Consider the following 23,434-nt stretch of genomic DNA (forward strand, 5'->3'; position numbering starts at 1 on the left):
ATCCGCGCGGCGCAAGAACACTCAACACGATAGAGGGCAAGCGCAAATGGGTCAGACCGGGAAGGGTAAGGGGAAAGAACAAGGCCGGGAGTACGGCCAGGCTTGGCCACGGCGTCGCGGGCAGGGCGGTTTTTCCGTCTGGACTCTGCTGGTGGTCGTGGTCTTCGTGATCGGCGTGGCCTTGCCGGCCGTGCGCTCGATCCCGAGCCTGGTGGAGTATTTTTCGGTGAAGCGCGCAGCCAGCTATGCCAAGCAGCGCGCAGTCAACAAACGTGAAGTCGTCGAGTATTTCGACAAACAGGCAGTCATTGACCGGATTGCCGCAGTCAAGGGCGAAGACCTGCTGGTCCGCGAGGACGATAACGGCAACATCCGCTCGGTTGATTTTTCGTACCGGACCGAAGTGCCCGTCTACGGACCCCTGAGTCTTCTGATCACCTATTCGGGAACGCAGCACTGATATGAACCTCGACGCCTTGCAGCAACGACTCGGCTACCGATTCAGCAAGCCAGAATTGCTGCAGCAGGCGCTGACGCACCGCAGCCACAGCGCCCAGCACAACGAACGCCTCGAGTTTTTGGGGGATTCGGTGCTCAACTGCGCCGTGGCGGACATGCTCTATGGCATGTTCGGCAAGCTTGACGAAGGCGACCTGTCGCGCGTGCGGGCCAACCTGGTCAAGCAGCAGGCCCTGTATGAGATCGCCCAGATGCTGCAACTGTCCGACACGCTGCGCCTGGGCGAGGGCGAGCTGAAAAGCGGCGGTTTCCGCCGTCCGTCGATTCTCGCCGACGCGCTCGAGGCCATTGTTGGCGCGGTCTTCCTCGATACCGGCTTCGAGGCAGCGCGCGCGCTGATCCGCAAGCTCTATATCCCGATCCTGGAGCAGGTGGATCCGCGTACGCTGGGCAAGGACGCCAAGACCTTGCTGCAGGAATACCTGCAAGGCCACAAGATCGCGCTGCCGCAATATAACGTAATCGCCACCCACGGGGCCGCGCACAGCCAGCAGTTTGAAGTCGAGTGCACGGTGCCTAAACTGGAAGTCCGGGTGTTCGGCACCGGTGCCTCGCGGCGCGCCGCCGAGCAGGCCGCCGCCAAGCTGGCGCTGGACGAAGTCCAGAAGCTGGTGCCGCAGCTGCTCAAGCGCAGCCGCGCCGAGCGCACCGGCAAGACCCGCAAGCAACCCCAGCCGCAGGATCCGCAGCTGTCTCTCAGGTTGAAGGAATGACCGAATCTAACCATCCGCAGCAAGACGCGGCGGATACCCCGGCCGCGGCGTTCCGCTGCGGCACCGTGGCCATCGTCGGCCGCCCCAACGTGGGCAAGTCCACGCTGATGAACGCGCTGGTCGGCCAGAAGATCAGCATCACCTCGCGCAAGGCGCAGACCACGCGGCACCGCATCGTCGGCATCCAGACCACGGACGACGCGCAGTATGTGTTCGTCGATACGCCTGGGTTCCAGACCCGTCACGCCAGCGCGCTGAACCGTTCGCTGAACCGCGCGGTCACGTCGACGCTGTCGTCGGTGGACCTGATCCTGTTCGTGGTCGAGGCCGGCTATTACGGCGCCGACGACGAGAAAGTGCTGTCGCTGCTGCCGAAGAACACCCCGGTGCTGCTGATCGCCAACAAGCTCGACCGCGTCACCGGCGAAAACCGCTCGGAAGTGATGATGCCCTTCCTGGAAAAGATGGGGCAGCTGTTCCCGTTCCGCGAAGTGGTGCCGATGACGGCCAAGACCCGCGACCATATTGCGCGGCTGTTCGATATCATCCGGCCCTACCTGCCGGAAGGCGAGCCGATGTATGACGCCGATGCGATGACCGACCGCAGCGAGCGTTTCCTGGCCTCGGAGATCATCCGCGAGAAGGTGTTCCGCTGGACCGGCGATGAGCTGCCGTACACGAGCACCGTGATCATCGACAAGTTCGAGACCGAGGGCCGGCTGCGCCGCGTCTTTGCCACCATCCTGGTCGAGCGCGACGCGCACAAGGCCATGATCATCGGCAACAAGGGCAGCAAGCTCAAGCAGATCTCCACCGAGGCGCGCCTCGATATGGAGAAGCTCTTTGACGGCAAGGTCTACCTTGAGATGTGGATCAAAGTGAAGAGCGGCTGGGCCGACAACGAAGCCGGACTGCGGGCCTACGGCTACGAGTGAGCATACTGCGAGCGAAAGGCGAGCGACCATTGAGCAAGACGGCTGATAGCGCGCGCGCGCCGGCGCTCCGCACCCGCCGCGCCGATCCGGTGGTGGACGAGGCGGCCGAACTGCTCGACAGCAAGGCGCTGCCCGGCATGGCCGATGCGGCCGCGCGCGCCATGATGGACCGCGCCATGCGCATCGTGCCGGCCCGGCCCGAGTCGCGCGTCGCCGACCAGCCGGGCTTCGTGCTGCACGCCTGGCCGTACCGCGAGACCAGCCTGATCCTCGATGTCTTCACGCGCGACCATGGCCGCATCTCGATGGTGGCCAAGGGCGCCAAGCGCCCGCATTCGGCGCTGCGGGCGGTGCTGCAGCATTTCCATCCGGTGTCGGTGTCATGGAGCGGCCGCGGCGAGGTCAAGACACTGACCAAGGCCGAATGGGTCGGTGGCATGCCACCGCTGGCCGGTGATGCGCTGCTGTCCGCGTTCTATCTCAACGAACTGCTGATGCGCTTCTGCCCGCGCGAAGATGCGTATCCCGCGCTGTTCCGCCACTACCTGGCCACGCTCACGCGGCTGGCGCACGGCGAACCCGCCGGGCTGGTGCTGCGGAGCTTCGAGCGCCTGCTGCTGCAGGAGACCGGCTTTGCGGTGGCCTTCGACCATTGCCTCAGCACCGGCGAGCGTGTGCAGCCGGGGCTCGACTATGTCTATCAGCCAGAGCGCGGCGTGCGTCGCGCCCAGCCGAGCGATCCGTCGTCGTGGCCGGTGGTGTCGGGCCAGACGCTGCTCGATATGGTGCAGGACGACTACGGCCGCGCGCAGACCGCGGCGCAAAGCCGGGCACTGATGCGCTTCCTGCTGCATTATTATCTGCAAGGCGAACCGCTGAAAACGCGCCAGATACTGATCGACCTGCAGTATCTGTGACCGAATCAATCCAATCATCTCTCCTGCTCGCATGATCTTCCACGCAAATCCGGGCGTCATCGACCTTGGCGTCAATATCGACCACGTGGCCACGCTGCGCAACGCGCGCGGCACCGTATATCCCGACCCCATCCAGGCCGCATTGCAGGCCGAGGAAGCCGGCGCGGACCTGATCACGCTGCACCTGCGCGAAGACCGCCGCCATATTCGCGACGCCGACGTGCGCGCGCTGCGCTCGCAGCTGGCCACGCGCATGAACCTGGAATGCGCGATCACGCAGGAGATGCTCGATATCGCTTGCGAGGTCCGTCCGCAGGACGTATGCCTGGTACCCGAGCGCCGCGAAGAAGTGACCACCGAAGGTGGCCTCGACGTGGCCGGCCGCTTCGAGCAGGTCAAGGCGGCTTGCGCGCAGTTGGCCGGCGTCGGCATCCGCGTGTCACTGTTCATCGATGCCAACCCCGACCAGATCGCGGCGGCGGCCGCGTGCGGCGCGCCGGTGATCGAGCTGCACACCGGCGCCTATGCCGATGCGCATACGCCCGACGAGCAGGCGGTGGAGTTCCGCCGCATCGCGGAGGGTGTCGACGCGGGGTTGAAGCACGGGCTGGTGGTCAACGCCGGACACGGCCTGCACTACACCAATGTCCAGCCCATCGCGGCGCTGCCCGGCATCAAGGAACTGAACATCGGCCATGCCATTGTCGCGCATGCGGTGTTCGTCGGCTGGCAGAACGCGGTGCGCGAGATGAAGGCCATCATGGTGGCCGCGCGTCTCGGCACGCGTTATCCCGTCGCAGGCGCGCCGGCGTGATCTACGGCGTCGGCACCGACATCATCCAGATTGCCCGCGTGCAGGGCGTGATGGAACGCACCCACGGCCGCTTCGCGGAAAAGGTGCTCGGACCCAACGAGCTGGCCAAGTACCACGCGCGCAAGGCGCGTTCCGAGAAGCGCGGACTCGCCTTCCTGTCCACGCGCTTCGCTGCCAAGGAAGCCTTTTCGAAGGCCATCGGCCTGGGCATGCGCTGGCCGATGACGTGGCGCGCAATGGAACTGATGAACCTCCCTTCGGGTGAGCCTTCCCCCGTATGCCACGGCGAACTGGCGACATGGCTCGCGGAACGCGGCCTCACCGTACGGGTCAGTGTCAGTGACGAACATGACTATGCGGTCGCCTTCGCCATTGCCGAGCGCACCGGCGGGGCGGCTCCCCAAACCACAGCCTTGTGAATCCAACCACTTCCATGTCCAAGAAGAACTCCGGCAAGCGGCCGGGCCCGGTGGTCCTCGACGTCGTCGGCAAGCAACTCGATACCGACGATGCGCGCCGCATCGCGCATCCGCTGACTGGCGGCGTGATCCTGTTCGCGCGCAACTTCGAATCGCGCGCGCAGCTGCAGGCGCTGACGCGCGCGATCCGCGCGGTGCGCGACGACGTGCTGATCTGCATCGACCATGAAGGCGGCCGCGTGCAGCGCTGCAAGACCGACGGCTTTACCCATTTGCCGGCGATGCATCGGCTGGGCGAGCTGTGGGAGCGCGATGTACTGGCGGCGACGCGCGCTGCGGTGGCATGCGGCTATGTGCTGGCGGCCGAACTGCGCGCCTGCGACATCGATTTCAGCTTCACGCCGGTGCTGGATCTCGACTACGGGCGCAGTGCCGTGATCGGTGACCGCGCCTTCCATGCCGACCCGCGCGTGGTGACGATGCTGTCCGGCCACCTCAACCACGGCCTGCTGCTGGCCGGCATGAGCAACTGCGGCAAGCACTTCCCCGGCCACGGCTATGTCGAGGCCGATTCGCACGTGGCGATCCCGGTAGACGAACGTACGCTGGACGAGATCCTCGAACAGGACGCGCGTCCGTACGAATGGCTGGGCCTGGGTCTGTCGTCGGTGATGCCGGCGCACGTGATCTATCCCAAGGTCGACCCGAATCCGGCCGGCTTCTCGCGCTACTGGCTGCAGGACGTGCTGCGCGCGCAACTGGGCTTCGAGGGCGTGATCTTCAGCGACGACCTCAGCATGGAAGGCGCCAGCGTGGCCGGCAATGTGACCGAGGCAGCGCGCGCCGCGCTGACGGCAGGCTGCGACATGGTGCTGATCTGCAACCACCCGGATCGCGCCGACCAGTTGCTGACCGAGCTCGACGTGGGCATCGACAAGGCATCGCTGCGCCGCATCCGCAAGCTGTTCCCGCGCCGCAAGCCGATGGACTGGAACAAGCTGCATGGCGAAGGCGAATACCGCGCCGCGCTGCGCACGCTGCGCGAGTACGCGCTGATCGCCTGATACGCGAGCGTGCAAAAACGGAAAAGGCAGCCGAGGCTGCCTTTTTCCTTGTTGGTCCCGCTGTGCCAGCCGGGACCTTGCGCACGCCTTAGTTGGCGCGGCTACGGTATTCGCCGGTACGGGTGTCGATTTCGATCTTGTCGCCGATGTTGCAGAACAGCGGCACTTGCAGTTCGAAACCGGTGTTGATCTTGGCGCCCTTGAGCACCTTGCCCGACGAGGTGTCGCCCTTGACGGCCGGCTCGGTGTAGACGATTTCACGGACCAGCGTGGTCGGCATTTCAACCGAGATGGCCTTGTCGTTGTAGAACACGACTTCAACGTTCATGCCGTCTTCGAGGTAGTTCAGCGAGTCACCCATGCTGTCCTTCTCGACTTCGTACTGGTTGTAGTCGGTGTCCATGAATACGTACATCGGGTCGGCGAAGTACGAGTAGGTGCACTCGCGGCGCTCCAGCACCACGACTTCGAACTTGTCGTCGGCCTTGAACACCGACTCGCCCGGGGCGTCGGTCAGCAGGTTCTTGTACTTCATCTTGACCACGGCTGCGTTGCGGCCCGACTTGTTGTACTCGGCCTTCTGCACGACCATCGGATCGCCGCCGATCATGAACACGTTACCGACGCGGAGTTCCTGTGCGATTTTCATCTGAACTGTTTTCCTGAATAAGAAAGTAGGAATTTGGAATGGCGAAGGCGCGCTGCCGGCATTACCGCTGCGATAGGCCAGATGAGCTCCACCGAAAGCCGGTATCCACGCGCTCGCGACCCCGTGCTCAGCTTGCATTCAGGTCTTCGTCCCACGCGTTTGATGCGCGGGAGAGGACCTGGTTCTCCGGCCCGGTCGCCATTTGGATCAACCGGTTATTTTACCTGATTTTCGCAAAACGCCACCAGGTTGGCCGCAAGATCTCCGGGATGCTGCAAGCGCCGCTCCCAGCGCGGCGCGATTGTGGCAAGTGCCGCCAGATGCGCTCGCAGGCCCGGCCAGTCGACGGGAACGCCATAGCCGTTCCAGGCGTGCCAGAAATCCGTCAACGCCGCGGCTGCGTCGGGGGCGACGCCACTCTGGCGGAACAGATCGAGCCAGGCGTCGAGCTTGATCCGGTGCGCGGCGTCGTCCTGGGGGTAGATATGCCAGATCAGTGGCCGCGCTGCCCACTGCGCGCGTACGAAAGAATCCTCGCCACGCACGAAGTTCAGGTCGCAGGCCCACAGCAGTTCGTCGAAGTACTCCTGGCGTACGAATGGGATCCGTTGCACGCACAGGCTGCCACGTTCCACCGGGTCGCCAATCCGCAGCGGCGCGCCCAGCCATTCGGCGACCTGGTCAGCGGCCAGGCCGGCGGGCACCAGGCAGTGGACCGGCTCGGTGGCATCGCGCCATTGCGCCAGTAGCGCGGGCAGGGCCGGATTGCGGTAGGCAAACAGGCTCACCCGCAGCGCGTCGGGCCGGGGCGTCACGCTGAGCCGGTGCCACAAGGCCGCCTGGGTGGCCGTGCCGCCGAGGAAGGTGGCGCGCTGCGCGCCCAGCATCGATTCCCGCAGCAGGCCGCCGGTGCCGGGTTCGAAGCCGGGGAAGAAGAAATGCTTCACCAGCGGTAGCCGCGGATGGGGCGAGGGCATCGCATGGTGCTCCCGTACCCATGGCTCGGCGCTCAGGTATTCCAGGTTGATCCAGGCGGGTTTGGGATCACGTGCGGCCATGCGGGCCAGGAAGGCTGGGGGCACATCGCAGGCGAAGGCTTCGATGACGGCATCGTGTGGCGCCACCCCGGCGGTGTCGTCCACGTCGATGTCGCCTCCGGGCCGCCACGGACGAATTTCCACGCCCGCCAGGCGCTGCACGCTGGCTCCGGTATCGAGTTCCGGAGCCAGCCGGGAGAAGCTCGCCAGATCATCGACCCATAGCCGCACCGCGTGCCCGTGCTCCTGCGCGAGCTGGCGTGCCAGCCGCCAGCAGACGCCGATGTCGCCGAAATTGTCGATTACGGTGCAAAAGATATCCCAGGTGCGGATAGGCATGGCAGGTGGAGGCGCGCGCGGGCGGGATGCCCGCTGAATTGCTCTAAACTTGCGATTTTAGAGGCCGCGCCACTTTATTGCGCGCGGGCCGTGTAGCGGTCACCGTCCCCCAATGTCCGACCAGCAATCCGATTCACCGAAACCTGAGGCCGAAGTTCCGGCCGGAGTTCCGGCTGAAGTGCAGCCCGAAATCGCCGCCGAATCTCCGGGCGAGCTGCCGCCAGAGCCCTTTGACCCCAAGCCGGTCATCTCGCGCCTGCCGGGCCTGCCCGGCGTGTACCGCTATTTCGATGCCGCCGGCAATGTGCTGTACGTCGGCAAGGCGCGCGACCTGAAGAAGCGGGTCTCGAGCTATTTCACCAAGACCCAGCTTTCGCCGCGCATCGCGATGATGGTCGCGCGCATCGCCCGCATCGAGACCACGGTGGTGCGCACCGAGGCCGAGGCGCTGCTGCTTGAGAACAATCTGATCAAGGCGCTGGCGCCGCGCTACAACATCCTGTTCCGCGACGACAAGTCGTATCCGTTCCTGAAGCTGACCGGCCACCGCTTTCCACGCATGGCGTACTACCGCGGTGCCACCGACCGCAAGCACCAGTATTTCGGCCCGTTCCCGAGCGCCTATGCGGTGCGAGAGAGCATGCAGATCCTGCAGAAGGTGTTCCAGCTGCGCACTTGCGAGGACACCGTCTTCAATAACCGTACCCGGCCTTGCCTGCTGCACCAGATCCATCGCTGCACGGGCCCGTGCGTCAATGCCATCAGCGAGGAGGACTACGCGCGTGACGTTGCCAACGCGGCGCGCTTCCTGCAGGGCCGCCAGACCGAAGTGCTGGAAGGCCTGCAGGGCAAGATGGAACAGCATGCCGAGCGGCTCGAGTTCGAGCAGGCCGCAGCGGTGCGCGACCAGATCGCGGCGCTGTCGACCGTGCTCAAGCGCCAGGCCGTGGAGGAAGTGGGCGGGCAGGCGCGCGATATCGACGTGCTGGCCGTGGCGGTGGAAGGCGGGCGCGCCTGCGTCAACCTGGCCATGGTGCGCGGCGGCCGCCATCTCGGCGACAAGGCCTATTTCCCGGCCCATGCCGACGAGGCCGCGATGATTGTCGAGGATGCCGACCAGCGCGAAACGCTGGACGAAGCCGGCGCTGCCGAGGCCGCCCAAGCCCCGCTATCGCTCACTGTCGAGCGCATCGCCGCCCGGGTGTTGTCCGCCTTCATGGTGCAGCACTACCTGGAGCAACCCGCGCCGCCCATCATCGTCGTCAGCCATGTGCCGGACGACGGTGCGGTGCTGGAGGCGCTGTCGCTGCATGCCGGCCGCAAGGTGACGCTGGTGCGCCAGCCGCAGGGGCAGCGCAAGGTGTGGCTGGAAATGGCGCAGCAGGGCGCGGCGCTGGCGCTGGCGCGCCGGCTGGCCGAGCAGGGCAGCCAGGAGGGGCGTACGCGCGCGCTGGCGGAAACCATCGGCCTGGACCTGGAAGACCTGGCGCTGCTGCGGGTCGAGTGCTTCGACATCAGCCATACCGCCGGCGAGGCGACGCAGGCATCATGCGTGGTGTACCACCGCCATGACATGCAGAACAGCGAATATCGCCGCTACAACATCCAGGACATCATCCCCGGCGACGACTATGCCGCCATGCGCCAGGTGCTGACACGCCGCTACCAGAAGCTGGTCGAGCAGATGCAGGAAGACGGCGGCGCGCAGGCAGGCAGCGAATCCACCGCGCTGCTGCCGCAGATCGTGCTGATCGACGGGGGCAAGGGCCAGGTCGAGGTGGCGCGCCAGGTGTTCGAGGAGCTGGGGCTGGATATCGGTCTGCTGGTTGGCGTGGCCAAGGGCGAGGGGCGCAAGGTTGGCCTGGAGACGCTGGTGTTCGCTGACGGCCGGCCGTCGCTGGAGTTGGGGCAGGGCAGTGCGGCGCTGATGCTGGTGGCACAAATCCGCGACGAGGCCCACCGCTTCGCCATCACCGGCATGCGCGCGCGCCGGGCCAAGGCGCGCACGACCTCGCGGCTGGAAGAGATCGAGGGCGTGGGCGCGCGCCGGCGCCAAAAGCTGCTGACACGTTTTGGCGGCCTGCGCGGCGTGATGGCCGCCAGCATCGACGAGCTGGCAAGCGTCGAGGGCATCTCGCGCGGGCTGGCCGAGGAGATCTACCGGCAGCTGCATTGACCCGCGGCAGTTGCTGGCGCGGACACGAAAATGACCAATGGTGGTCGATTGGTCCCGAAATCGGCGACAATCGCGGGATTGGTCACGTTTCCCCGCCGCCCCAATTCCATGCCTTTCAATATCCCGATCCTGCTGACCTGGCTTCGTGTTGCCATGATTCCCCTGGTGGTGGGCGTTTTCTACCTGCCGGACGCATGGCTTCCCATGCACACCAAGAACCTGACGGCGGCGGCGTTCTTTATCATCGCCGCGGTGACGGACTGGCTCGATGGTTTCCTGGCGCGGCGCTGGAACCAGACCTCGTCGTTCGGCGCATTCCTGGACCCGGTCGCCGACAAGCTGATGGTGACGGCCGCGCTGTTGTCGCTGCTGGCGCTGGACCGGGTCACCGACCTGATCGCGCTGGTCATCATCGGGCGCGAGATCACGATTTCGGCGCTGCGCGAGTGGATGGCGCAGATCGGCGCGTCCAAGAGCGTGGCGGTGAATTTCCTTGGCAAGCTCAAGACCACCGTGCAGATGATTGCGATCCCGCTGCTGCTGTTCAGCGGTCAACTGTTCGGCTTCGACGCCTACGTACTGGGCACCTGGATGATTTATCTGGCCGCGGTGCTGACGCTGTGGTCGATGATCTACTACATGAAGCTGGCCTGGCCGCAGATCCGGGAACGCAGCAGTGTTGTGGCGGGTGCCGGCGCCCGGAAGTGAAAAGAATTTCCAAAAAGGTGTTGACGCAGAGATGAGCTTTTTGCATAATCTCATTCTCGTTGCTGACGGTGCAAGCGAAAGCAGCAAGATAAGGCGGGTTTAGCGCAAAATGTTGTGTGATAACGGCAAATTGCGATAGAAAATGCCTTGGAAAGTTTTTGAGGCAGTACCCTGCGGGAGTAGCTCAGTTGGTAGAGCGCAACCTTGCCAAGGTTGAGGTCGCGAGTTCGAGACTCGTCTCCCGCTCCAGGTTATTGAAGGTTCGGCAACGTGCATGGCACTGGTCGGGCTGGCAGCAAGAAGTTGTACGCGGGAGTAGCTCAGTTGGTAGAGCGCAACCTTGCCAAGGTTGAGGTCGCGAGTTCGAGACTCGTCTCCCGCTCCAATCCCCAAAGGGAAGCAACGCTTCCCTTTTTGTTTGGGTTGAATGGCCGCGGCAGGCCAGCCGGCAGCATCGGCTGAATGCGGCTACAATCCAGCATCACGTCACCTGGCGGGGTGGCAGAGTGGTTATGCAGCGGCCTGCAAAGCCGTGTACGCCGGTTCGATTCCGACCTCCGCCTCCAGTTGAAAAAAAACAAGAACGGCGCCTTTGGGCGCCGTTCTTGTTTTGCACTCCTCCGCTTCACACAGGCTCCCTTCGCCGCGAATTGCCTCGCATTTCTGCGCTTTGAGCGCGTGGCGGGCATGTTACATTACTCCTGTCGTACGCTTTTCGGGGTGCGCCGCGCGATGGATCGCGGCGCAGCATGTCATACGCCATTCCCGATCCGTGATGCGCCTCCAGCGTATCCGGGGCCGCTGCGGCACTTCCCGTTCTTTCCCTGCTTGTCCCGCTCCGAGGCTGCCGATCGTGCCGCACCCACCGCTGGTGCGCGCCGTATGGTGGGTCGTGGCGTCGTGGCGCGCGGGGAGGGTGGGTGGGATCCAGCCATCGCCGTCCAGCCCCTGACACGAGGAACCCCGCACGCATGCATCACGCCACCCCGCTCATCAGCACCATCGTCGGCGGAATCGTCCTGGCCTTCGTCCTTGGCGCCGTCGCCAGCAAGCTGCGGATGCCGCCGCTGATTGGCTACCTGTGCGCGGGGATCGTGGTGGGGCCGCATACGCCGGGCTACACGGCCGACCAGGCGCTCGCGCCGGAATTGGCCGAGCTTGGCGTGATCCTGCTGATGTTCGGCGTCGGACTGCATTTCTCGATCAAGGACCTGATGGCGGTGAAGCGCATCGCGATCCCCGGGGCGGTCGTGCAGATCGGTATCGCGACCTTCCTGGGCATGCTGGTGGCGTGGGGTTTCGGCTGGTCGTGGGGGCAGGGACTGGTGTACGGGCTGGCGCTTTCGGTTGCCAGTACCGTGGTACTGCTCAAGGCGCTGCAGGAGCGCGACCTGGTGGAATCGCCCCAGGGGCGGATCGCGGTAGGCTGGTTGATCGTCGAAGACCTGGCCATGGTGTTGGCGCTGGTGCTGCTGCCGGCGATGGCAGGGCTTCTTGCCGGTGCTGCGGACACCGGCACCGACGGCAGTCCGGGCACCGGCGAAGTCCTGCTGGCGGTGTTCTCGACGCTGGGCAAGGTCGCCGCCTTCGTCGCGGTCATGCTGCTGATCGGGCGCCGATTTATTCCGTGGATGCTCGAGCGCATTGTCTGGAGCGGCAATCGCGAGATGTTCCGCCTGGGCGTGCTGGCGACCGCGCTGGGCGTGGCCTATGGCGCGTATTCACTATTTGGCGTCTCCTTCGCACTGGGGGCCTTCTTTGCCGGCATGGTGCTGGCCGAATCTGAGTTCAGTCATCGCGCGGCCGAAGAATCATTGCCGCTGCGCGATGCCTTTTCGGTGCTGTTCTTTGTCTCGGTCGGCATGCTGTTCGATCCCATGGTGCTGGTCAACGACCCGTGGGGCGTGCTGTCGACGCTGTTTATCATCGTGGTCGGCAAATCGCTGGCGGCGATGGGCATCGTGCGGGCGTTCGGCCACTCCGGCCAGACCGGCATGACGATTGCCGTCAGCCTGGCGCAGATCGGTGAATTCTCCTTCATCCTGGCGAGCCTGGGTGTCTACCTGAACATCTTGCCCGAGCGCGGCCAGGCACTCATCCTGGCGGGCGCGTTGCTGTCGATCATGCTCAACCCGGTGCTGTTCCACCTGCTCGACCTGTACACCGCGCGGAGCAAGCGCAGCGAGCCGCAGGCGGCCTAGCCGCCCGCGTATAGACGGTCCGCGCCACGCGTCATGCGCCGATGCGCGGCGCCATGGTGCGCAGGTATTCGGTGAAGGCCAGCAGGCCTTGCGTCGGGAACTTGTCCTGGTGCACGACAAGTTGCAGCGGCCGCACGATGCGCGGCAAGCCTTCGCGGATCGCCACCAACGTGCCTTGCGCGAGCTCGTCACGCACCACGTGCAACGACAGGCAACTGACGCCGAAGCCGCTCATCACTGCGCGCTTGATCGCTTCGGCGTTGCCCAGCTCGAGAGCGAAGCGAAGTTCGCCCAGCCATGGCACCAGGCGCTCCTCGATCACCTCGCGCGTGCCCGAGCCCGGTTCGCGCACGATCCATTCGGCGTCGCGCAGTGCCACCAGGTCTTTCGGTGTGAGTGCCAGGGGATGCGACGGGCCGACAACCACCACCATCTCGTCATCGCACCAGTGCATGCTGCGCAGGTCGCGCTCATGGCTGGCGCCTTCCACCAGGCCGATATCGGCTTCGAACTGCAGCAGCGACTGCAGCACTTCCCGGGTGTTGCCGATGCGCAGGTCCAGCGTGCAGGGCCCGCTGCGCGAATTCCGGAACCCGGCCAGAAGCGGCGGCAGTATATAGCTGCCGATGGTGTTGCTGGCAGCGATGCGCAGTTGCACCCCGGTCTGCGTGGCAAAGCGCTCCAGCTCATGTGCCTGGTCCAGCAGCGCCAGCGCGCGCGGGAAGAACTGGCGCCCGGTCTCGTTGATGCTGAGGCGGCGTGCGATGCGATCGAACAGCGGGCTGTCCAGCGCACGTTCCAGCTCTGCCAGCGAAGCGCTGACCGCAGACTGCGACATCGCCAGCGCCTGCGCGGCTGCCATGGTGCTGCCTTGCTGAGCGACGGCGACGAAGACGGACAGCTGGCGCAATGTGAGGCGAAGGGGGCGCTGCTCGGGGCGGGGCTCTGGACGGGATTCCATATCGAAAGAATAGATAACACATAACGATATTACCCGTTTTACGGGTTAATGGCGGGCCAGTACGCTGGAGTCACTACATAACAAGTGAGCTTTCATGTCTTCCGCCACTTCCAGCAGCGCCCCCCGCACCGCAGCCGCCACGCCGGCAGCGGTATCTCCGCCCTGGTCCCAGCGCCTGCTGACGCTTGTGCCACTCGGCGGCATCGCCTGGCTGGCATTGGCGCTGGCCGAGCATCCGGCGATCGCCCGCTACGGCCTGAGCGCACTGACGCTCGCCATGTGCGCCGGCATGGTCGCTGCCAATACGCTGCCGAAGCACTGGCTGGCACCGCTGGCACCCGGGATGCAAGTGGCGCGCCATTACCTGCTGCGGCTGGGCGTGGCACTGTACGGCCTGCGGCTGACCTTTGCCTCCATCGTCGCACTGGGCCTGCCGGGCATCGTTGTGCCGCTGACGATGCTGGTCGCCACGCTGCTGTTCGGTACCTGGGTCGGCTCGACCTTCTTCGGACTGAGCCGCCGCGAAGCGATCCTGGTCAGTTCCGGCAGCGCCATCTGCGGCGCGGCCGCGGCCATCGCGGTATCGTCAGTGGTGCGCACCGACGACCGCCAGACCGCGGTGGCGGTCGCCACGGTGGTGCTGTTCGGCACGGTCGGCATGCTGCTCTATCCCTACCTGTTCGAATTGGCCAACGGCCATTGGCACTGGGCGGTCAGCGAGCGCATGTTCGGCATCTTTACCGGTGCGACACTGCATGAGGTGGCACAGGTGATCGCCGCGGGCAAGATGATCAGTGAGCCGACGGCCGATGCCGCGGTGGTGGCCAAGATGGTGCGCGTGCTGGCGCTGGGGCCGCTGCTGCTGGTGATGGCGCTGTGGCCGCAAGGCAAGGCCGAGGCAGGCCAGGCGCCCACCGGCAAGGGCCGCTTCGGCGGGATCCTGAAGTCGGTGCCGTGGTTTGCAGTGGGCTTTGTCGCAGTGATGGCGCTCAACTCGGCCGGCACGGTTCCCGCCGCCTGGAAGGCCCCGTTGATTGCGCTGGACAACTGGCTGCTGGCCTGTGCGATGCTGGCGATCGGCCTGCATACCCGCATCGGCGACCTGGTGCGCGCCGGACGCAAGCCGCTGGCACTGGCCGGGGTACTGTTTGTGTTCCTGATGGGGGTCGGTGCGCTGATGTGCTACGTAATGGCGTAAAGCGCGGCGCAGTGCTAAGGATAGGAAGAGGGGGCCGGGGGCCTCCTCTTTTGCTTTTGGCGCAGGGTTGCCGCTGCGGTGGCCTGGTGCGGCCGACGGGACTCGAACCCGTAAGCCTGGAAAGGCGGCAGATTTTAAGTCTGCTGAGTCTACCAATTTCTCCACGGCCGCACGGCAAGCCCGGTATTGTGGTGGCTTCGCTATCCGGATGCAAGCGCGCCGCAGGCTTTAGCCCGGTTGTTGAAAGAGATGGCGGCGCGGAAGGCAAAAGTGACGCACTGTTACGGCTGGTAACAATGTTGTGCCCTCCGTTGCACCTGGAAAATTCCGACCCTCTACAATACGAGTAAGAGAAATCTCAACTTTGAGAGGCGGATATGAAACGTTGGTGGCTCGCAGCATTCGGTGTCGCAGCCGGGCTGGCATCCGGGGCCGCGATGGCCCATGTGAGCGTCGGCGTCGCGATCGGCGTTCCGGGCGTCGTGGTTGGCGCACCGGCCTACTATCCGCCCGCTCCGGTTTACTATGCGCCCCCGCCTGTGGTGGTGGCCCCGGCGCCGGTCTACTACGGTCCGCCGGCCGTGGTGGTGCGACCGCGTCCGGTCTACTACGGCCCTCGCTACTATGGCCCGCCGCGTTACCATGGCCATCACCATGGCTACTATGGCCCCCCGGGCTATCGCGGACATGGCCGCTGGCACCACGATTGACTGGCCAGCGCTGAAACGTTGTGAACGACAGGGCCCTGCGGGGCCCTTTCTTTTTTGGGCTTGCGTATATCGACAGGGGCGACAGGGGCCGTGTGCGCGGGTTCCCTGAATGATTCCCTATCGTAATCCCGGTCAAAATATTTGAACGGACTGCTCAAAGCGTCACGTTTATTGTCATAGGGGTTTTCCCTAAACTGCAGACATGACATCGCGATGACGCAGGCTCCTTTTGTTGCCGGAGTTGCCCGCCACGGTGCCCGTACCAACCAGAATTGCAAGGGGAACCTCATGAATATCAAACAATCGATTGCCGCCGCCTCCGTGCTGGCCGCGCTGTGCGCAGTGTCCACCGCCTCGTTTGCCGCAACCGGCAAGCCTGACCCGTACCTGGACGGCGCCCGCATGGGCAAGGTCGATCCGTTCACCGATGGCGCCCGGGTCGGCAAGACCGACCCGTACACCGACGGCGCGCGCATCGGCAAGCCTGACCCGTACACCGACGGCGCCCGTATCGGCAAGCCGGATCCGTACACCGACGGCGCCTGACCGTCTCGGTGTCCGCATGATGAATGGCCCGCCTGGTGCGGGCCATTTTCTTTGCCCGCCCCTTGCTGCGTGGGCGCGATGACGATGGCATGGGGTGCGGGGTATACTTCGATCTCCAACCAAATGAATGACCAGGAGAGTGGCATGCAGCAAAAGACGGTTCTGACGGCAGACGATGTGAAGAAGATCATGGCCGCAGCGGAAACCGAAGCGAAGAACCATCACTGGGCCGTGTCCATCGTCGTGGTCGACGACGGCGGCCATATGCTGGCGATGCAGCGCCTGGACGGCGCCGCGCCGATCTCGGCCCATATCGCCGCGGAGAAGGCCCGTACGTCCGCCCTGGGTCGTCGTGAATCGAAGATCTACGAAGACATGATCAACAACGGCCGCTATTCGTTCATGACTGCGCCGGTGCTGCAGGGCATGCTGGAAGGTGGCGTGCCCATCGTTGCCAACGAGCAGGTGGTCGGTGCAGTCGGCGTGTCGGGCGTGAAGTCGACCGAAGACGCACAGGTTGCCCGCGCCGGCATCGCCGCTCTGGGCCTGTAATAGCAGGACCCCGTTGCGCGGCGCCAGCCGAGCATGAAAAAGCCCCGCAGGCCAAGCCTGCGGGGCGGAATAAAAGAGGGCATGGCTGGGTGCGGCCCTGGTTGAGCTCGATACGGCGAGGGGTCTGGAATTCCCGCCGCGGCGCCAGCACCTGGCTACTGCCCAACACCTCGTTCCGAGGTGGTCCCCACAAAAGTCTGTACTGCCACTTGCGTGGCACCCGCGGCAGACGCGGGCCTCAACACGTCTCCACGTCTCTCAAATTGTTCCCTTCGGCTTCAGCGCATAGCCTTGCCGCCGGGATGCGTCATTTGGTCAGGATCAGCTTGCCGTAGCGCGTCACGCGCAGCGTGTAGACCTCGCCGTTATGCAGGATCGGCAGGGTGCTGTTGCCGCGCATGATCGCGTCCAGTGCGACCGGCTCGCCGGCGGGCGCCGACGTCAGGCTATCGCGCACCAACGCTTCCAGGCGGGCGGGCAAGGCGGCTACGGCCGATTTCATGGATGCGATCGTCGACGGGGCAGCCTTCACGGCTGCCGTCTCGCGGCGCGGCTGGGCCACATCGACACGGCGCAGCGACAGGCGGCGGCGGGTGACTTCACGTGGTTGCGACAGCGGCAGGGAAAGAGTGCTCATCATCTGGCTCCGGGTCTGCCTGGCGCTCTGGGCGCGCAGGGGAAAGGCATCAGGGGTGCGCCACCGATGGCGCAGTCGATGGAATAATCTTAAATGAGAATTGTTATCATTACAATAGCCTGAATCAAAGATTCGACATGCAGTGATCAGAGCCGACGATCCGCAGCGGCGAGCGGCTTGTAAACGAAAAAAGGCATCCCGTGGGATGCCCTTCCTGTTGCGCTGAGCGCCTGCCGGCGCGCGCCTTACTGCTTGGGTTCGGTGATAAAGCCGATCTTGCCCAGGCCGCCGTGCTGTGCGGCGGCCATGACCTCGGCAACGCGCTCGTAGCGTACCTCGCGGTCGGCGCGCAGGTGCAGCTCAGGCTGCGGCTGTTGCTGCGCGGCCAGCGAAATATTGCTTTCCAGCGTGGCCTGGTCCACTTCCACCTGGTTCCAGAACATCTTGCCGCTGGCGTCGATCGAGACGTTGATGTTCTGCGGCTTGGGATCGTTCGGGGAGTTGGTGGCGCGCGGCAGGTCGATCTTCACCGCGTGGTTGATCACGGGGATGGTGATGATGAAGATGATCAGCAGCACCAGCATGACGTCGACCAGCGGCGTCATGTTGATCTCGCTCATCACCTCGTCGTCGTCACCGTCGATAGTACCGAATGCCATGATGACTTCCTTGCTTGCGGATTAGCGCTGGGCCGCGGCCAGGCGCACAGTGCCGTCTTCGTTGCGGGCACCGGTGGGGCGCACGCGGGCGCCGGTCACGAAGTAGGCGTGCAGGTCGTGAGCGAAGCGGTTGAGCTTGGAGATCACCGCCTTGTTGCCACGTGTCAGTGCGTTATAGCCCAGCACCGCCGGAATCGCCACGGCCAGGCCGAAGGCGGTCATGATCAGGGCCTCGCCCACCGGGCCGGCAACCTTGTCGATAGTCGGCACGCCCGAGGCGCCAATACCGATCAGCGCGTGATAGATGCCCCACACCGTGCCGAACAGGCCGACGAAAGGTGCGGTCGAACCGACCGAAGCCAGCACCGCCAGGCCCGACTGCATGCGCGCCACGGCCTCGTCGATCGAGCTCTTGAGCGAGCGGGTCAGCCAGTCGGAAATATCCATCACGTCGTGCAGCTGCGGCTGGCTGGCGCGGTGATGCTGGGCGGCTTCCTTGCCGGCGATTGCCAGCGTGCGGAACGGGTTGGCATCATTGGCGCCCAGGGTTTCCAGCGCGTGGTCGAAGTCGTCCGAGTGCCAGAAGCGCTTTTCCGCGCCGTGCGCCATCTTCTTCAGGCGCACCAGATCCCAGGCCTTGGTGAAGATCACGATCCAAGAGGCGAGCGACATGATCAGCAGAATGATGGCGGTCGCACGCATGACGAAGTCGCCTTGCGTCCAGAGGTGGGAGAGTCCGAGGTCCTGCATGGGTTGGTTCCTGGTGAGTTCGCTTGGTTTAGGTCAGATCAGATGATCGGAAATCGGGTAGCCGGTAAGGCGCGCAGCGGATTGGCGATCAGTTCAGTTCGAAGCCGATCGGCTGCTGCGCCGTGACGGCGACGGCACGGCCGTTGTCCATGTAAGGCTTGCAGCGCATGGCCTGCACGGCTTCCACCGCAGCCTGGTCCAGGCGCGACGAGCCGCTCGACGACACCACGGAGGTCTTGATGACCTTGCCGCCTTCATCGGTGGTCAGGCGCACTACCGTCTTGCCGGTCTCGCCCATGCGGCGCGATTGAGAAGGATACTTCGGTTGCGGCGGTGTGCACTGGATTTCGCCGATGCCGACGGCGCGCGGCGCGGCGGAAACCGGCGCCGGTGCCGGTTCAGGCGGTGCGGGCGGCGCAGGCGGTGCCGCCGGCGCCTCCGGTGCACTCGGGGTCGGCGGCAGGTTGGCCACCGGCTGCGGAGTCGGCTTGGGCTGCGGCGTCGGCTTCGGCGTGGTCACCTTGACCTGCTTCGGCGGTGTTTCTTGCTTGGGCTTGGGTTTGGGCGGCTCGGGCGGGGCCTCTTGCTTGGGCGGCTCGAGCGGGATGATGCGCGCGATGATCTCGGGGGCGATCACCGCCTCGGTCAGCTTGCGGGCCAGGCCGCTCTGGATCAGGTAGAGCAGGCCGGCGTGGAACAGCAGGACGGCGAGCGTAATCTTGAGGAAGCGTTGGTCGAACATGTGTCAACAACAAAAGTCTGCCGGCAGGCGCAGGATGGCCGGGCTCGGAACAAGCAGCAGCAACCGTGCGCCGTCACTTGCGGTAGAACAGGATCAGCGAGATGCCGCAACCGACCAGCAGGCTAAGCAGCAATTCCATGATAAACGCTCCTTTAACTGGGTTGCCGTGGGAGCGCCACTCTGGGGCAGCGTGTCAGCTGGCTAGTATAAACGATAATGATTCTTATTTGTTGTGATTTGTGCGTCGCAACTGGAATTTTCTGTCATGGCAAGTTATACCGCCAGATCAGGCTGCATTGTGGAGCGGTTGGCGCCATCTTGCGCGGGTTTGCGCGCCCGCAAAGATCCACAGGCTTCGGTGGCCCAGGCCACGGTCGCTGGCGACCGGTTCGCTCGCGCGTGCGCGGCGGGCGGCAAAGCGCGCTAGCATAGGAAGAAACTGCAGACGAGGCGGTGCGCCGGTCGGTCGGCCCCGCCACGGCGAGCTCGGGGAACCGTCCATGGATTTCACACGTTCCGCTGAAGATGACCGATCGACGCTCCTGCGCTCCATGCCCGGGGTGTCGGCCAGCTCCGCGCTGGACTGGATGTGCGCGCAGTTTGCCTTGCGCGTGGTGTGCGCATTGGGGCCGCGCTTCAACCTGCGCAGCAATATCAATGATGTGCTGACCGTCAGCGCGCAGGAGATGGTGTGGCCATATGGGGTGGTGCTGCGCGTGCAGCGCTTCCTGGCCGCCCGTTGCGCCGACATGCCCGCGTGGAAGGGTGCGGCCAGGCTGACGCCCGAGGAATTTCTGGACCGCCACGGCCAATGGAACAGCGCCTTCGATGAAAGCGCGCTGTTCTATTACCTCGATGAGTACGTCAAGCACCACGCCAAGGACATGTTCGCCGTGTTCGACGCCTCGGCCGCGGCCATCGCGCAGCGGCTGGATGGCGAGCGCGTGCTGCTGGTGCGCAATATCGACATGCTCAGCCGCGTGCTGGACCTGCCCGACCACGAGCGCAAGCTGCTGCTGTACGCGGCGCTGGCCAAGTACAAGCGCGACCTGCGCGCGGTAATGGTCGATTGCAAGGTGGCGCACAGCCAGGAGGCCTTCCAGATCCTGGCCGGCCTGACCGGCGCCGGTGCGGCCGACGTGGCGGCATCGCTGCGTCCGGGCTCGCGGCTGGAAACGCTGAACCTGATCGAGCAGCCGCTTCCCGAGAACAGCGTGACCGACCTGGGCGACCTGATGCGCCTGTCCGACCGCCTGCTGCACGTGCTGTTGGGCAATTACGCCAACGAAGCCGAGATGATGGCGGTGTTCACCCGCCCGGCCGCGCCGCCCACGCTGACCGTTGCCGACTACCCGCACGTCGAGACCGATGCCCGTTACCTGTGCGCGCTGCTGGCCAACGCCACGCGCCAGCACGCGAGCGGCGTCAACGTGTTGATCTACGGGCCGCCCGGCACCGGCAAGACTGAATTCGCGCGCCTGCTGGCGGGCGAAGCCGGTTGCGAGCTGTATGAGGTGGATTGCCTGGACCGCGACGGCAACAGCCTGTCGGGCAAGGATCGCTACCGCTCGCTGCAGGTGTCGCAGGCCTTCCTGCGCGGCCGTGCGCATACCGCGCTGCTGTTCGATGAAGTGGAAGACGTTTTCCCCGGCAGCGCGCGCGAGCTGATGAGCCTGTTTGGCCAGGAAGATACGCGTGCATCGGTCAACGGCAAGGCGTGGGTCAACCAGACGCTCGAGCAGAACCCGGTGCCGGTGATCTGGATCTCCAATTCGATCCGACAGATCGATCCGGCCTACCTGCGCCGCTTCCAGTTCCACCTCGAGCTGAAGATTCCGCCGCCGCTGGTGCGCGAGAACATCATCCGCAAGCACCTGGGCGGACTCGACGTCAGCGATGCCTTCATCAGCGGCCTGGCAGCTCGCAAGACGCTGACGCCGGCGCAGGTGCAATCGGCGGCGCGTTTTGTCGAACTGGCGCGGCCCGACGTGGCGGAGCCGGTCGAAGCGCTGATCCTGCGCCAGCTGGAGCATGCCGATCGCGCCATGGGCCTGCGTCCGGAGGCCGAGGCCCGCCCGGTGGTCACGCATTACCGGCTGGAAAACCTGCACCTGGAAACCCGCTACGAGGTGGCAAAGATCGTCGACGCACTGCGCGTGCGCCAGCGCGGCACGCTGTGCTTCTATGGGCCGCCCGGCACCGGCAAGACCGCGCTGGCCGAGCACATCGCCACCGAACTGGACCTGCCGCTGATGATCCGGCGTGCCTCCGACCTGATGAGCAAGTACGTGGGCGAGACCGAGCAGCAGATCGCGGCCATGTTCGCGCGCGCCGAGGAGGACGGCGCGGTGCTGTTGCTGGACGAGGCGGACAGCTTCATGCAGAGCCGCCAGCAGGCGGTGCGCAACTACGAGATCTCCGAGGTCAACGAGATGCTGCAGGGCATGGAGCGCTTCAACGGCATCTTCATTTGCACCACCAACCTGTTCGACCGCATCGACGAGGCCGCGCTGCGGCGCTTCTCGTTCAAGATCCGCTTCCTGTCGCTGAAGCCGGAGCAGCGGGCGGCGATGTTCGTCGATGAAGCGCTGGGCGGAGAGGCCACGCTGCTGACCGATGCCATGCGGCGCGAGCTGGACGCGATGGATTGCCTGACGCCGGGCGACTTCGCCACCGTCAAGCGCCAGTGCGTGCTGCTGGGCGAGGCGCTGACGCCGGACGAGTTCCTGGCGCAGCTGCGCCAGGAACATGCCATCAAGCCGGAGGTGCGGGAGCACCGGCCGCTGGGCTTCCTGCAATGACCTGCAGCAGGGCAGGCGCCGGCTAGAAGGCTGGCGCCGGTTCGATCACCACCGTTTCCGCATCCGCGTCCACGCGCAGCAGCGCTGCTGCCATCGCGCGCAGGTGCGCGGCGTCCTTGGTGGATACGAAGCGGTCGCGCGGCAGCGCGCCGGCGTTCGCGGAAAGGCCGTGCTCGGCCAGCTTGCGGGCGAGCTGCCGCGCAATGGCGCTGCCGGTGTCGACCAGCGCCAGCTGGTCTCCGACCATCCGGCGGATCGTGCCGGACAGGAAAGGGTAGTGGGTGCAGCCCAGCACCAGCGTGTCCGCACCGGCTTCGAGCATGGGAGTCAGGTAGGCATCGAGGCGCTCGCGTACGGCGGGGCCATCGAGGTCGCCTTGCTCGATCCGCGAGACCAGGCCAAGGCCTGCCTCGCAGATAAAGCGGCTTTCACCCTCGAGCGAGGACAGCAGCCGCCCGAACTTGGCGCTCTTGAGGGTGTTGGCGGTCGCCAGCACGCCCACCACCTTGCTGCGGCTTGCTGCGGCGGCGGGCTTGAGGCCGGGCTCGACGCCGATGATCGGCACCGGCAGCCGGTCGCGCAATGTCTGCACCGCGTGCATGGTCGCCGTATTGCAGGCGATTACCAGCGCCTTGCAGCCCTGGCCGAGCAGCCATTCGCACGCCTGCAGCGTGCGCGCCTCGACGAAGGTCTCGGGCTTTTCGCCGTAAGGGGCGTATCTGGAGTCGGCCAGGTACAGCAGCGATTCTTGCGGCAGCAGCGCGCGGATCTCGCGCAGCACGGACAGGCCGCCAAGGCCGGAATCGAAGACGCCGATGGGTGCTGGGTTCACGGGGGATGCGAGGACAACTGGAAAGTAGAGGGCAGAAGAGTAGAGGGCAGAAAAAAGCCGGGTCGGAACCCGGCTTTTGAGCGCGACGGCAGATTCTACCGCCTCGGCGTGTGTCGCTGCTTACAGCGCGGCGACCGGGATCTTGCCGATCTTGGCCTGCCACTCGGCGGGGCCAGTCTTGTGCACCGAGGTGCCTTCGCTGTCCACGGCGACCGTCACCGGCATGTCCTTGACGTCGAACTCGTAGATGGCTTCCATGCCCAGGTCTTCGAAGCCGACCACCTTGGCGTGCCGGATCGCCTTGGCCACCAGGTAGGCGGCGCCGCCGACGGCCATCAGGTAAGCCGACTTGTGCTTCTTGATGGCCTCGATCGCCACCGGGCCGCGCTCGGCCTTGCCGATCATCGAGATCAGGCCGGTTTCGGCCAGCATCATCTCGGTGAACTTGTCCATGCGCGTGGCGGTGGTGGGGCCGGCCGGGCCGACGTCCTCGTCGCGCACCGGATCGACCGGGCCGACGTAGTAGATCTCGCGGTTCTTGAAGTCCACCGGCAG

Annotated in this window: 24 protein-coding genes and 4 tRNA genes; 18 read left to right on the forward strand and 10 right to left on the reverse strand. The window is 65.2% G+C overall.

Translation table 11 applies throughout. The features are described 5' to 3' along the window. Nucleotides 1-46: 46 nt before the first annotated feature. The 7 genes from ACIP1U_RS27160 to nagZ are packed head-to-tail and all read left to right on the forward strand — an operon-like array spanning nucleotide 47 to nucleotide 5,381. A complete protein-coding gene (locus tag ACIP1U_RS27160; RefSeq protein WP_400321866.1) occupies nucleotides 47-460 on the forward strand; it encodes a DUF4845 domain-containing protein in 414 nt (137 codons plus the stop codon). 1 nt (nucleotide 461) lies between these two features. Then, nucleotides 462-1,232, forward strand: coding sequence for a ribonuclease III (gene rnc / locus ACIP1U_RS27165; RefSeq protein WP_029046315.1), 771 nt, complete (start codon nucleotides 462-464; stop codon nucleotides 1,230-1,232). Further along, complete coding sequence (era, locus tag ACIP1U_RS27170) at nucleotides 1,229-2,167, forward strand: GTPase Era (protein WP_400321869.1); 939 nt, start codon at nucleotides 1,229-1,231, stop codon at nucleotides 2,165-2,167. The genes rnc and era overlap by 4 nt, the downstream gene beginning before the upstream one ends. Before the next feature lie 29 nt (nucleotides 2,168-2,196). Further along, the gene (gene recO, locus ACIP1U_RS27175) at nucleotides 2,197-3,084 is read left to right on the forward strand and encodes a DNA repair protein RecO (RefSeq protein ID WP_400321870.1); all 888 of its coding nucleotides are present in this window, start codon (nucleotides 2,197-2,199) and stop codon (nucleotides 3,082-3,084) included. Between the two features lie 31 nt (nucleotides 3,085-3,115). Then, a complete protein-coding gene (pdxJ, locus tag ACIP1U_RS27180; RefSeq protein ID WP_400321871.1) occupies nucleotides 3,116-3,898 on the forward strand; it encodes a pyridoxine 5'-phosphate synthase in 783 nt (260 codons plus the stop codon). After that, complete coding sequence (gene acpS, locus ACIP1U_RS27185) at nucleotides 3,895-4,317, forward strand: holo-ACP synthase (RefSeq protein ID WP_400321873.1); 423 nt, start codon at nucleotides 3,895-3,897, stop codon at nucleotides 4,315-4,317. Before pdxJ ends, acpS begins: the two co-directional genes overlap by 4 nt. 14 nt (nucleotides 4,318-4,331) lie before the next feature. Further along, nucleotides 4,332-5,381 (forward strand): beta-N-acetylhexosaminidase, encoded by a 1,050-nt coding sequence (gene nagZ / locus ACIP1U_RS27190; RefSeq protein WP_400321875.1) that lies wholly within the window; start codon nucleotides 4,332-4,334, stop codon nucleotides 5,379-5,381. An 88-nt stretch (nucleotides 5,382-5,469) separates the two neighbouring features. On the opposite strand, the gene efp is transcribed toward nagZ, so the two are convergent. Next, the gene (gene efp / locus ACIP1U_RS27195; protein ID WP_029046321.1) at nucleotides 5,470-6,030 is read right to left on the reverse strand and encodes an elongation factor P; all 561 of its coding nucleotides are present in this window, start codon (nucleotides 6,028-6,030) and stop codon (nucleotides 5,470-5,472) included. Nucleotides 6,031-6,245: 215 nt separating this feature from the next. Then, a complete protein-coding gene (earP, locus tag ACIP1U_RS27200) occupies nucleotides 6,246-7,406 on the reverse strand; it encodes an elongation factor P maturation arginine rhamnosyltransferase EarP (protein ID WP_400321877.1) in 1,161 nt (386 codons plus the stop codon). A gap of 112 nt (nucleotides 7,407-7,518) precedes the next feature. Here earP and uvrC point away from each other — a divergent pair, with 112 nt between their 5' ends. The 6 genes from uvrC to ACIP1U_RS27230 all read left to right on the forward strand — a co-directional run bounded on the left by uvrC (nucleotide 7,519) and on the right by ACIP1U_RS27230 (nucleotide 12,491). Further along, entirely contained in the window at nucleotides 7,519-9,582 is a 2,064-nt protein-coding gene (gene uvrC / locus ACIP1U_RS27205; protein WP_400321879.1) for an excinuclease ABC subunit UvrC, read from the forward strand. A 108-nt stretch (nucleotides 9,583-9,690) separates the two neighbouring features. Continuing rightward, the gene (gene pgsA / locus ACIP1U_RS27210) at nucleotides 9,691-10,290 is read left to right on the forward strand and encodes a CDP-diacylglycerol--glycerol-3-phosphate 3-phosphatidyltransferase (RefSeq protein WP_133095547.1); all 600 of its coding nucleotides are present in this window, start codon (nucleotides 9,691-9,693) and stop codon (nucleotides 10,288-10,290) included. 173 nt (nucleotides 10,291-10,463) lie between these two features. Then, nucleotides 10,464-10,539 (forward strand) — tRNA-Gly (locus ACIP1U_RS27215). A 60-nt stretch (nucleotides 10,540-10,599) separates the two neighbouring features. Then, nucleotides 10,600-10,675 (forward strand) — tRNA-Gly (locus tag ACIP1U_RS27220). A gap of 107 nt (nucleotides 10,676-10,782) precedes the next feature. Next, nucleotides 10,783-10,856: transfer RNA gene (locus ACIP1U_RS27225), tRNA-Cys, on the forward strand. Between the two features lie 405 nt (nucleotides 10,857-11,261). After that, the gene (locus ACIP1U_RS27230) at nucleotides 11,262-12,491 is read left to right on the forward strand and encodes a cation:proton antiporter (RefSeq protein ID WP_400321881.1); all 1,230 of its coding nucleotides are present in this window, start codon (nucleotides 11,262-11,264) and stop codon (nucleotides 12,489-12,491) included. Between the two features lie 31 nt (nucleotides 12,492-12,522). Here ACIP1U_RS27230 and ACIP1U_RS27235 read toward each other — a convergent pair whose 3' ends face one another. Beyond that, nucleotides 12,523-13,452 (reverse strand): LysR family transcriptional regulator, encoded by a 930-nt coding sequence (locus ACIP1U_RS27235; protein ID WP_400321884.1) that lies wholly within the window; start codon nucleotides 13,450-13,452, stop codon nucleotides 12,523-12,525. Between the two features lie 94 nt (nucleotides 13,453-13,546). Here ACIP1U_RS27235 and ACIP1U_RS27240 point away from each other — a divergent pair, with 94 nt between their 5' ends. After that, nucleotides 13,547-14,650: a YeiH family protein gene (locus ACIP1U_RS27240; RefSeq protein WP_400321886.1), complete on the forward strand. Its 1,104-nt coding sequence runs from the start codon at nucleotides 13,547-13,549 to the stop codon at nucleotides 14,648-14,650. 84 nt (nucleotides 14,651-14,734) lie between these two features. Here ACIP1U_RS27240 and ACIP1U_RS27245 read toward each other — a convergent pair. Continuing rightward, nucleotides 14,735-14,821: transfer RNA gene (locus ACIP1U_RS27245), tRNA-Leu, on the reverse strand. Between the two features lie 206 nt (nucleotides 14,822-15,027). On the opposite strand from ACIP1U_RS27245, the gene ACIP1U_RS27250 reads away from it, so the two are divergent. The 3 genes from ACIP1U_RS27250 (at nucleotide 15,028) to ACIP1U_RS27260 (ending at nucleotide 16,458) form a co-directional block, all read left to right on the forward strand. Next, on the forward strand, nucleotides 15,028-15,360 hold the full coding sequence (locus ACIP1U_RS27250) for a hypothetical protein (RefSeq protein ID WP_400321888.1): 333 nt from the start codon (nucleotides 15,028-15,030) through the stop codon (nucleotides 15,358-15,360). Between the two features lie 288 nt (nucleotides 15,361-15,648). After that, nucleotides 15,649-15,906, forward strand: a complete 258-nt coding sequence (locus tag ACIP1U_RS27255; RefSeq protein ID WP_400321889.1) for a hypothetical protein — start codon at nucleotides 15,649-15,651, stop codon at nucleotides 15,904-15,906. Nucleotides 15,907-16,050: 144 nt separating this feature from the next. Beyond that, nucleotides 16,051-16,458, forward strand: a complete 408-nt coding sequence (locus ACIP1U_RS27260; protein WP_209763331.1) for a heme-binding protein — start codon at nucleotides 16,051-16,053, stop codon at nucleotides 16,456-16,458. Nucleotides 16,459-16,765: 307 nt separating this feature from the next. On the opposite strand, the gene ACIP1U_RS27265 is transcribed toward ACIP1U_RS27260, so the two are convergent. The 4 genes from ACIP1U_RS27265 to ACIP1U_RS27280 all read right to left on the reverse strand — a co-directional run bounded on the left by ACIP1U_RS27265 (nucleotide 16,766) and on the right by ACIP1U_RS27280 (nucleotide 19,246). After that, complete coding sequence (locus tag ACIP1U_RS27265; protein WP_400321890.1) at nucleotides 16,766-17,095, reverse strand: hemin uptake protein HemP; 330 nt, start codon at nucleotides 17,093-17,095, stop codon at nucleotides 16,766-16,768. Between the two features lie 245 nt (nucleotides 17,096-17,340). Then, nucleotides 17,341-17,754, reverse strand: a complete 414-nt coding sequence (locus tag ACIP1U_RS27270; protein WP_400321892.1) for an ExbD/TolR family protein — start codon at nucleotides 17,752-17,754, stop codon at nucleotides 17,341-17,343. Between the two features lie 21 nt (nucleotides 17,755-17,775). Continuing rightward, on the reverse strand, nucleotides 17,776-18,504 hold the full coding sequence (locus ACIP1U_RS27275) for a MotA/TolQ/ExbB proton channel family protein (protein ID WP_400321893.1): 729 nt from the start codon (nucleotides 18,502-18,504) through the stop codon (nucleotides 17,776-17,778). Between the two features lie 88 nt (nucleotides 18,505-18,592). Next, nucleotides 18,593-19,246 carry an energy transducer TonB gene (locus tag ACIP1U_RS27280; RefSeq protein ID WP_400321895.1) on the reverse strand — a complete coding sequence of 218 codons (654 nt, stop codon included), beginning with the start codon at nucleotides 19,244-19,246 and terminating at the stop codon, nucleotides 18,593-18,595. Nucleotides 19,247-19,746: 500 nt separating this feature from the next. Here ACIP1U_RS27280 and ACIP1U_RS27285 point away from each other — a divergent pair, with 500 nt between their 5' ends. Further along, on the forward strand, nucleotides 19,747-22,047 hold the full coding sequence (locus ACIP1U_RS27285; RefSeq protein ID WP_400321896.1) for an AAA family ATPase: 2,301 nt from the start codon (nucleotides 19,747-19,749) through the stop codon (nucleotides 22,045-22,047). Nucleotides 22,048-22,069: 22 nt separating this feature from the next. Here ACIP1U_RS27285 and murI read toward each other — a convergent pair whose 3' ends face one another. Then, nucleotides 22,070-22,879, reverse strand: a complete 810-nt coding sequence (gene murI, locus ACIP1U_RS27290; RefSeq protein ID WP_400321897.1) for a glutamate racemase — start codon at nucleotides 22,877-22,879, stop codon at nucleotides 22,070-22,072. A gap of 120 nt (nucleotides 22,880-22,999) precedes the next feature. Further along, on the reverse strand, nucleotides 23,000-23,434 hold a 435-nt coding region (locus tag ACIP1U_RS27295; protein ID WP_400321899.1), incomplete at its 5' end, for a fumarate hydratase C-terminal domain-containing protein.

This window comes from Cupriavidus sp. NPDC089707, assembly GCF_044748965.1.
Classification (GTDB): Bacteria; Pseudomonadota; Gammaproteobacteria; order Burkholderiales; family Burkholderiaceae; genus Cupriavidus.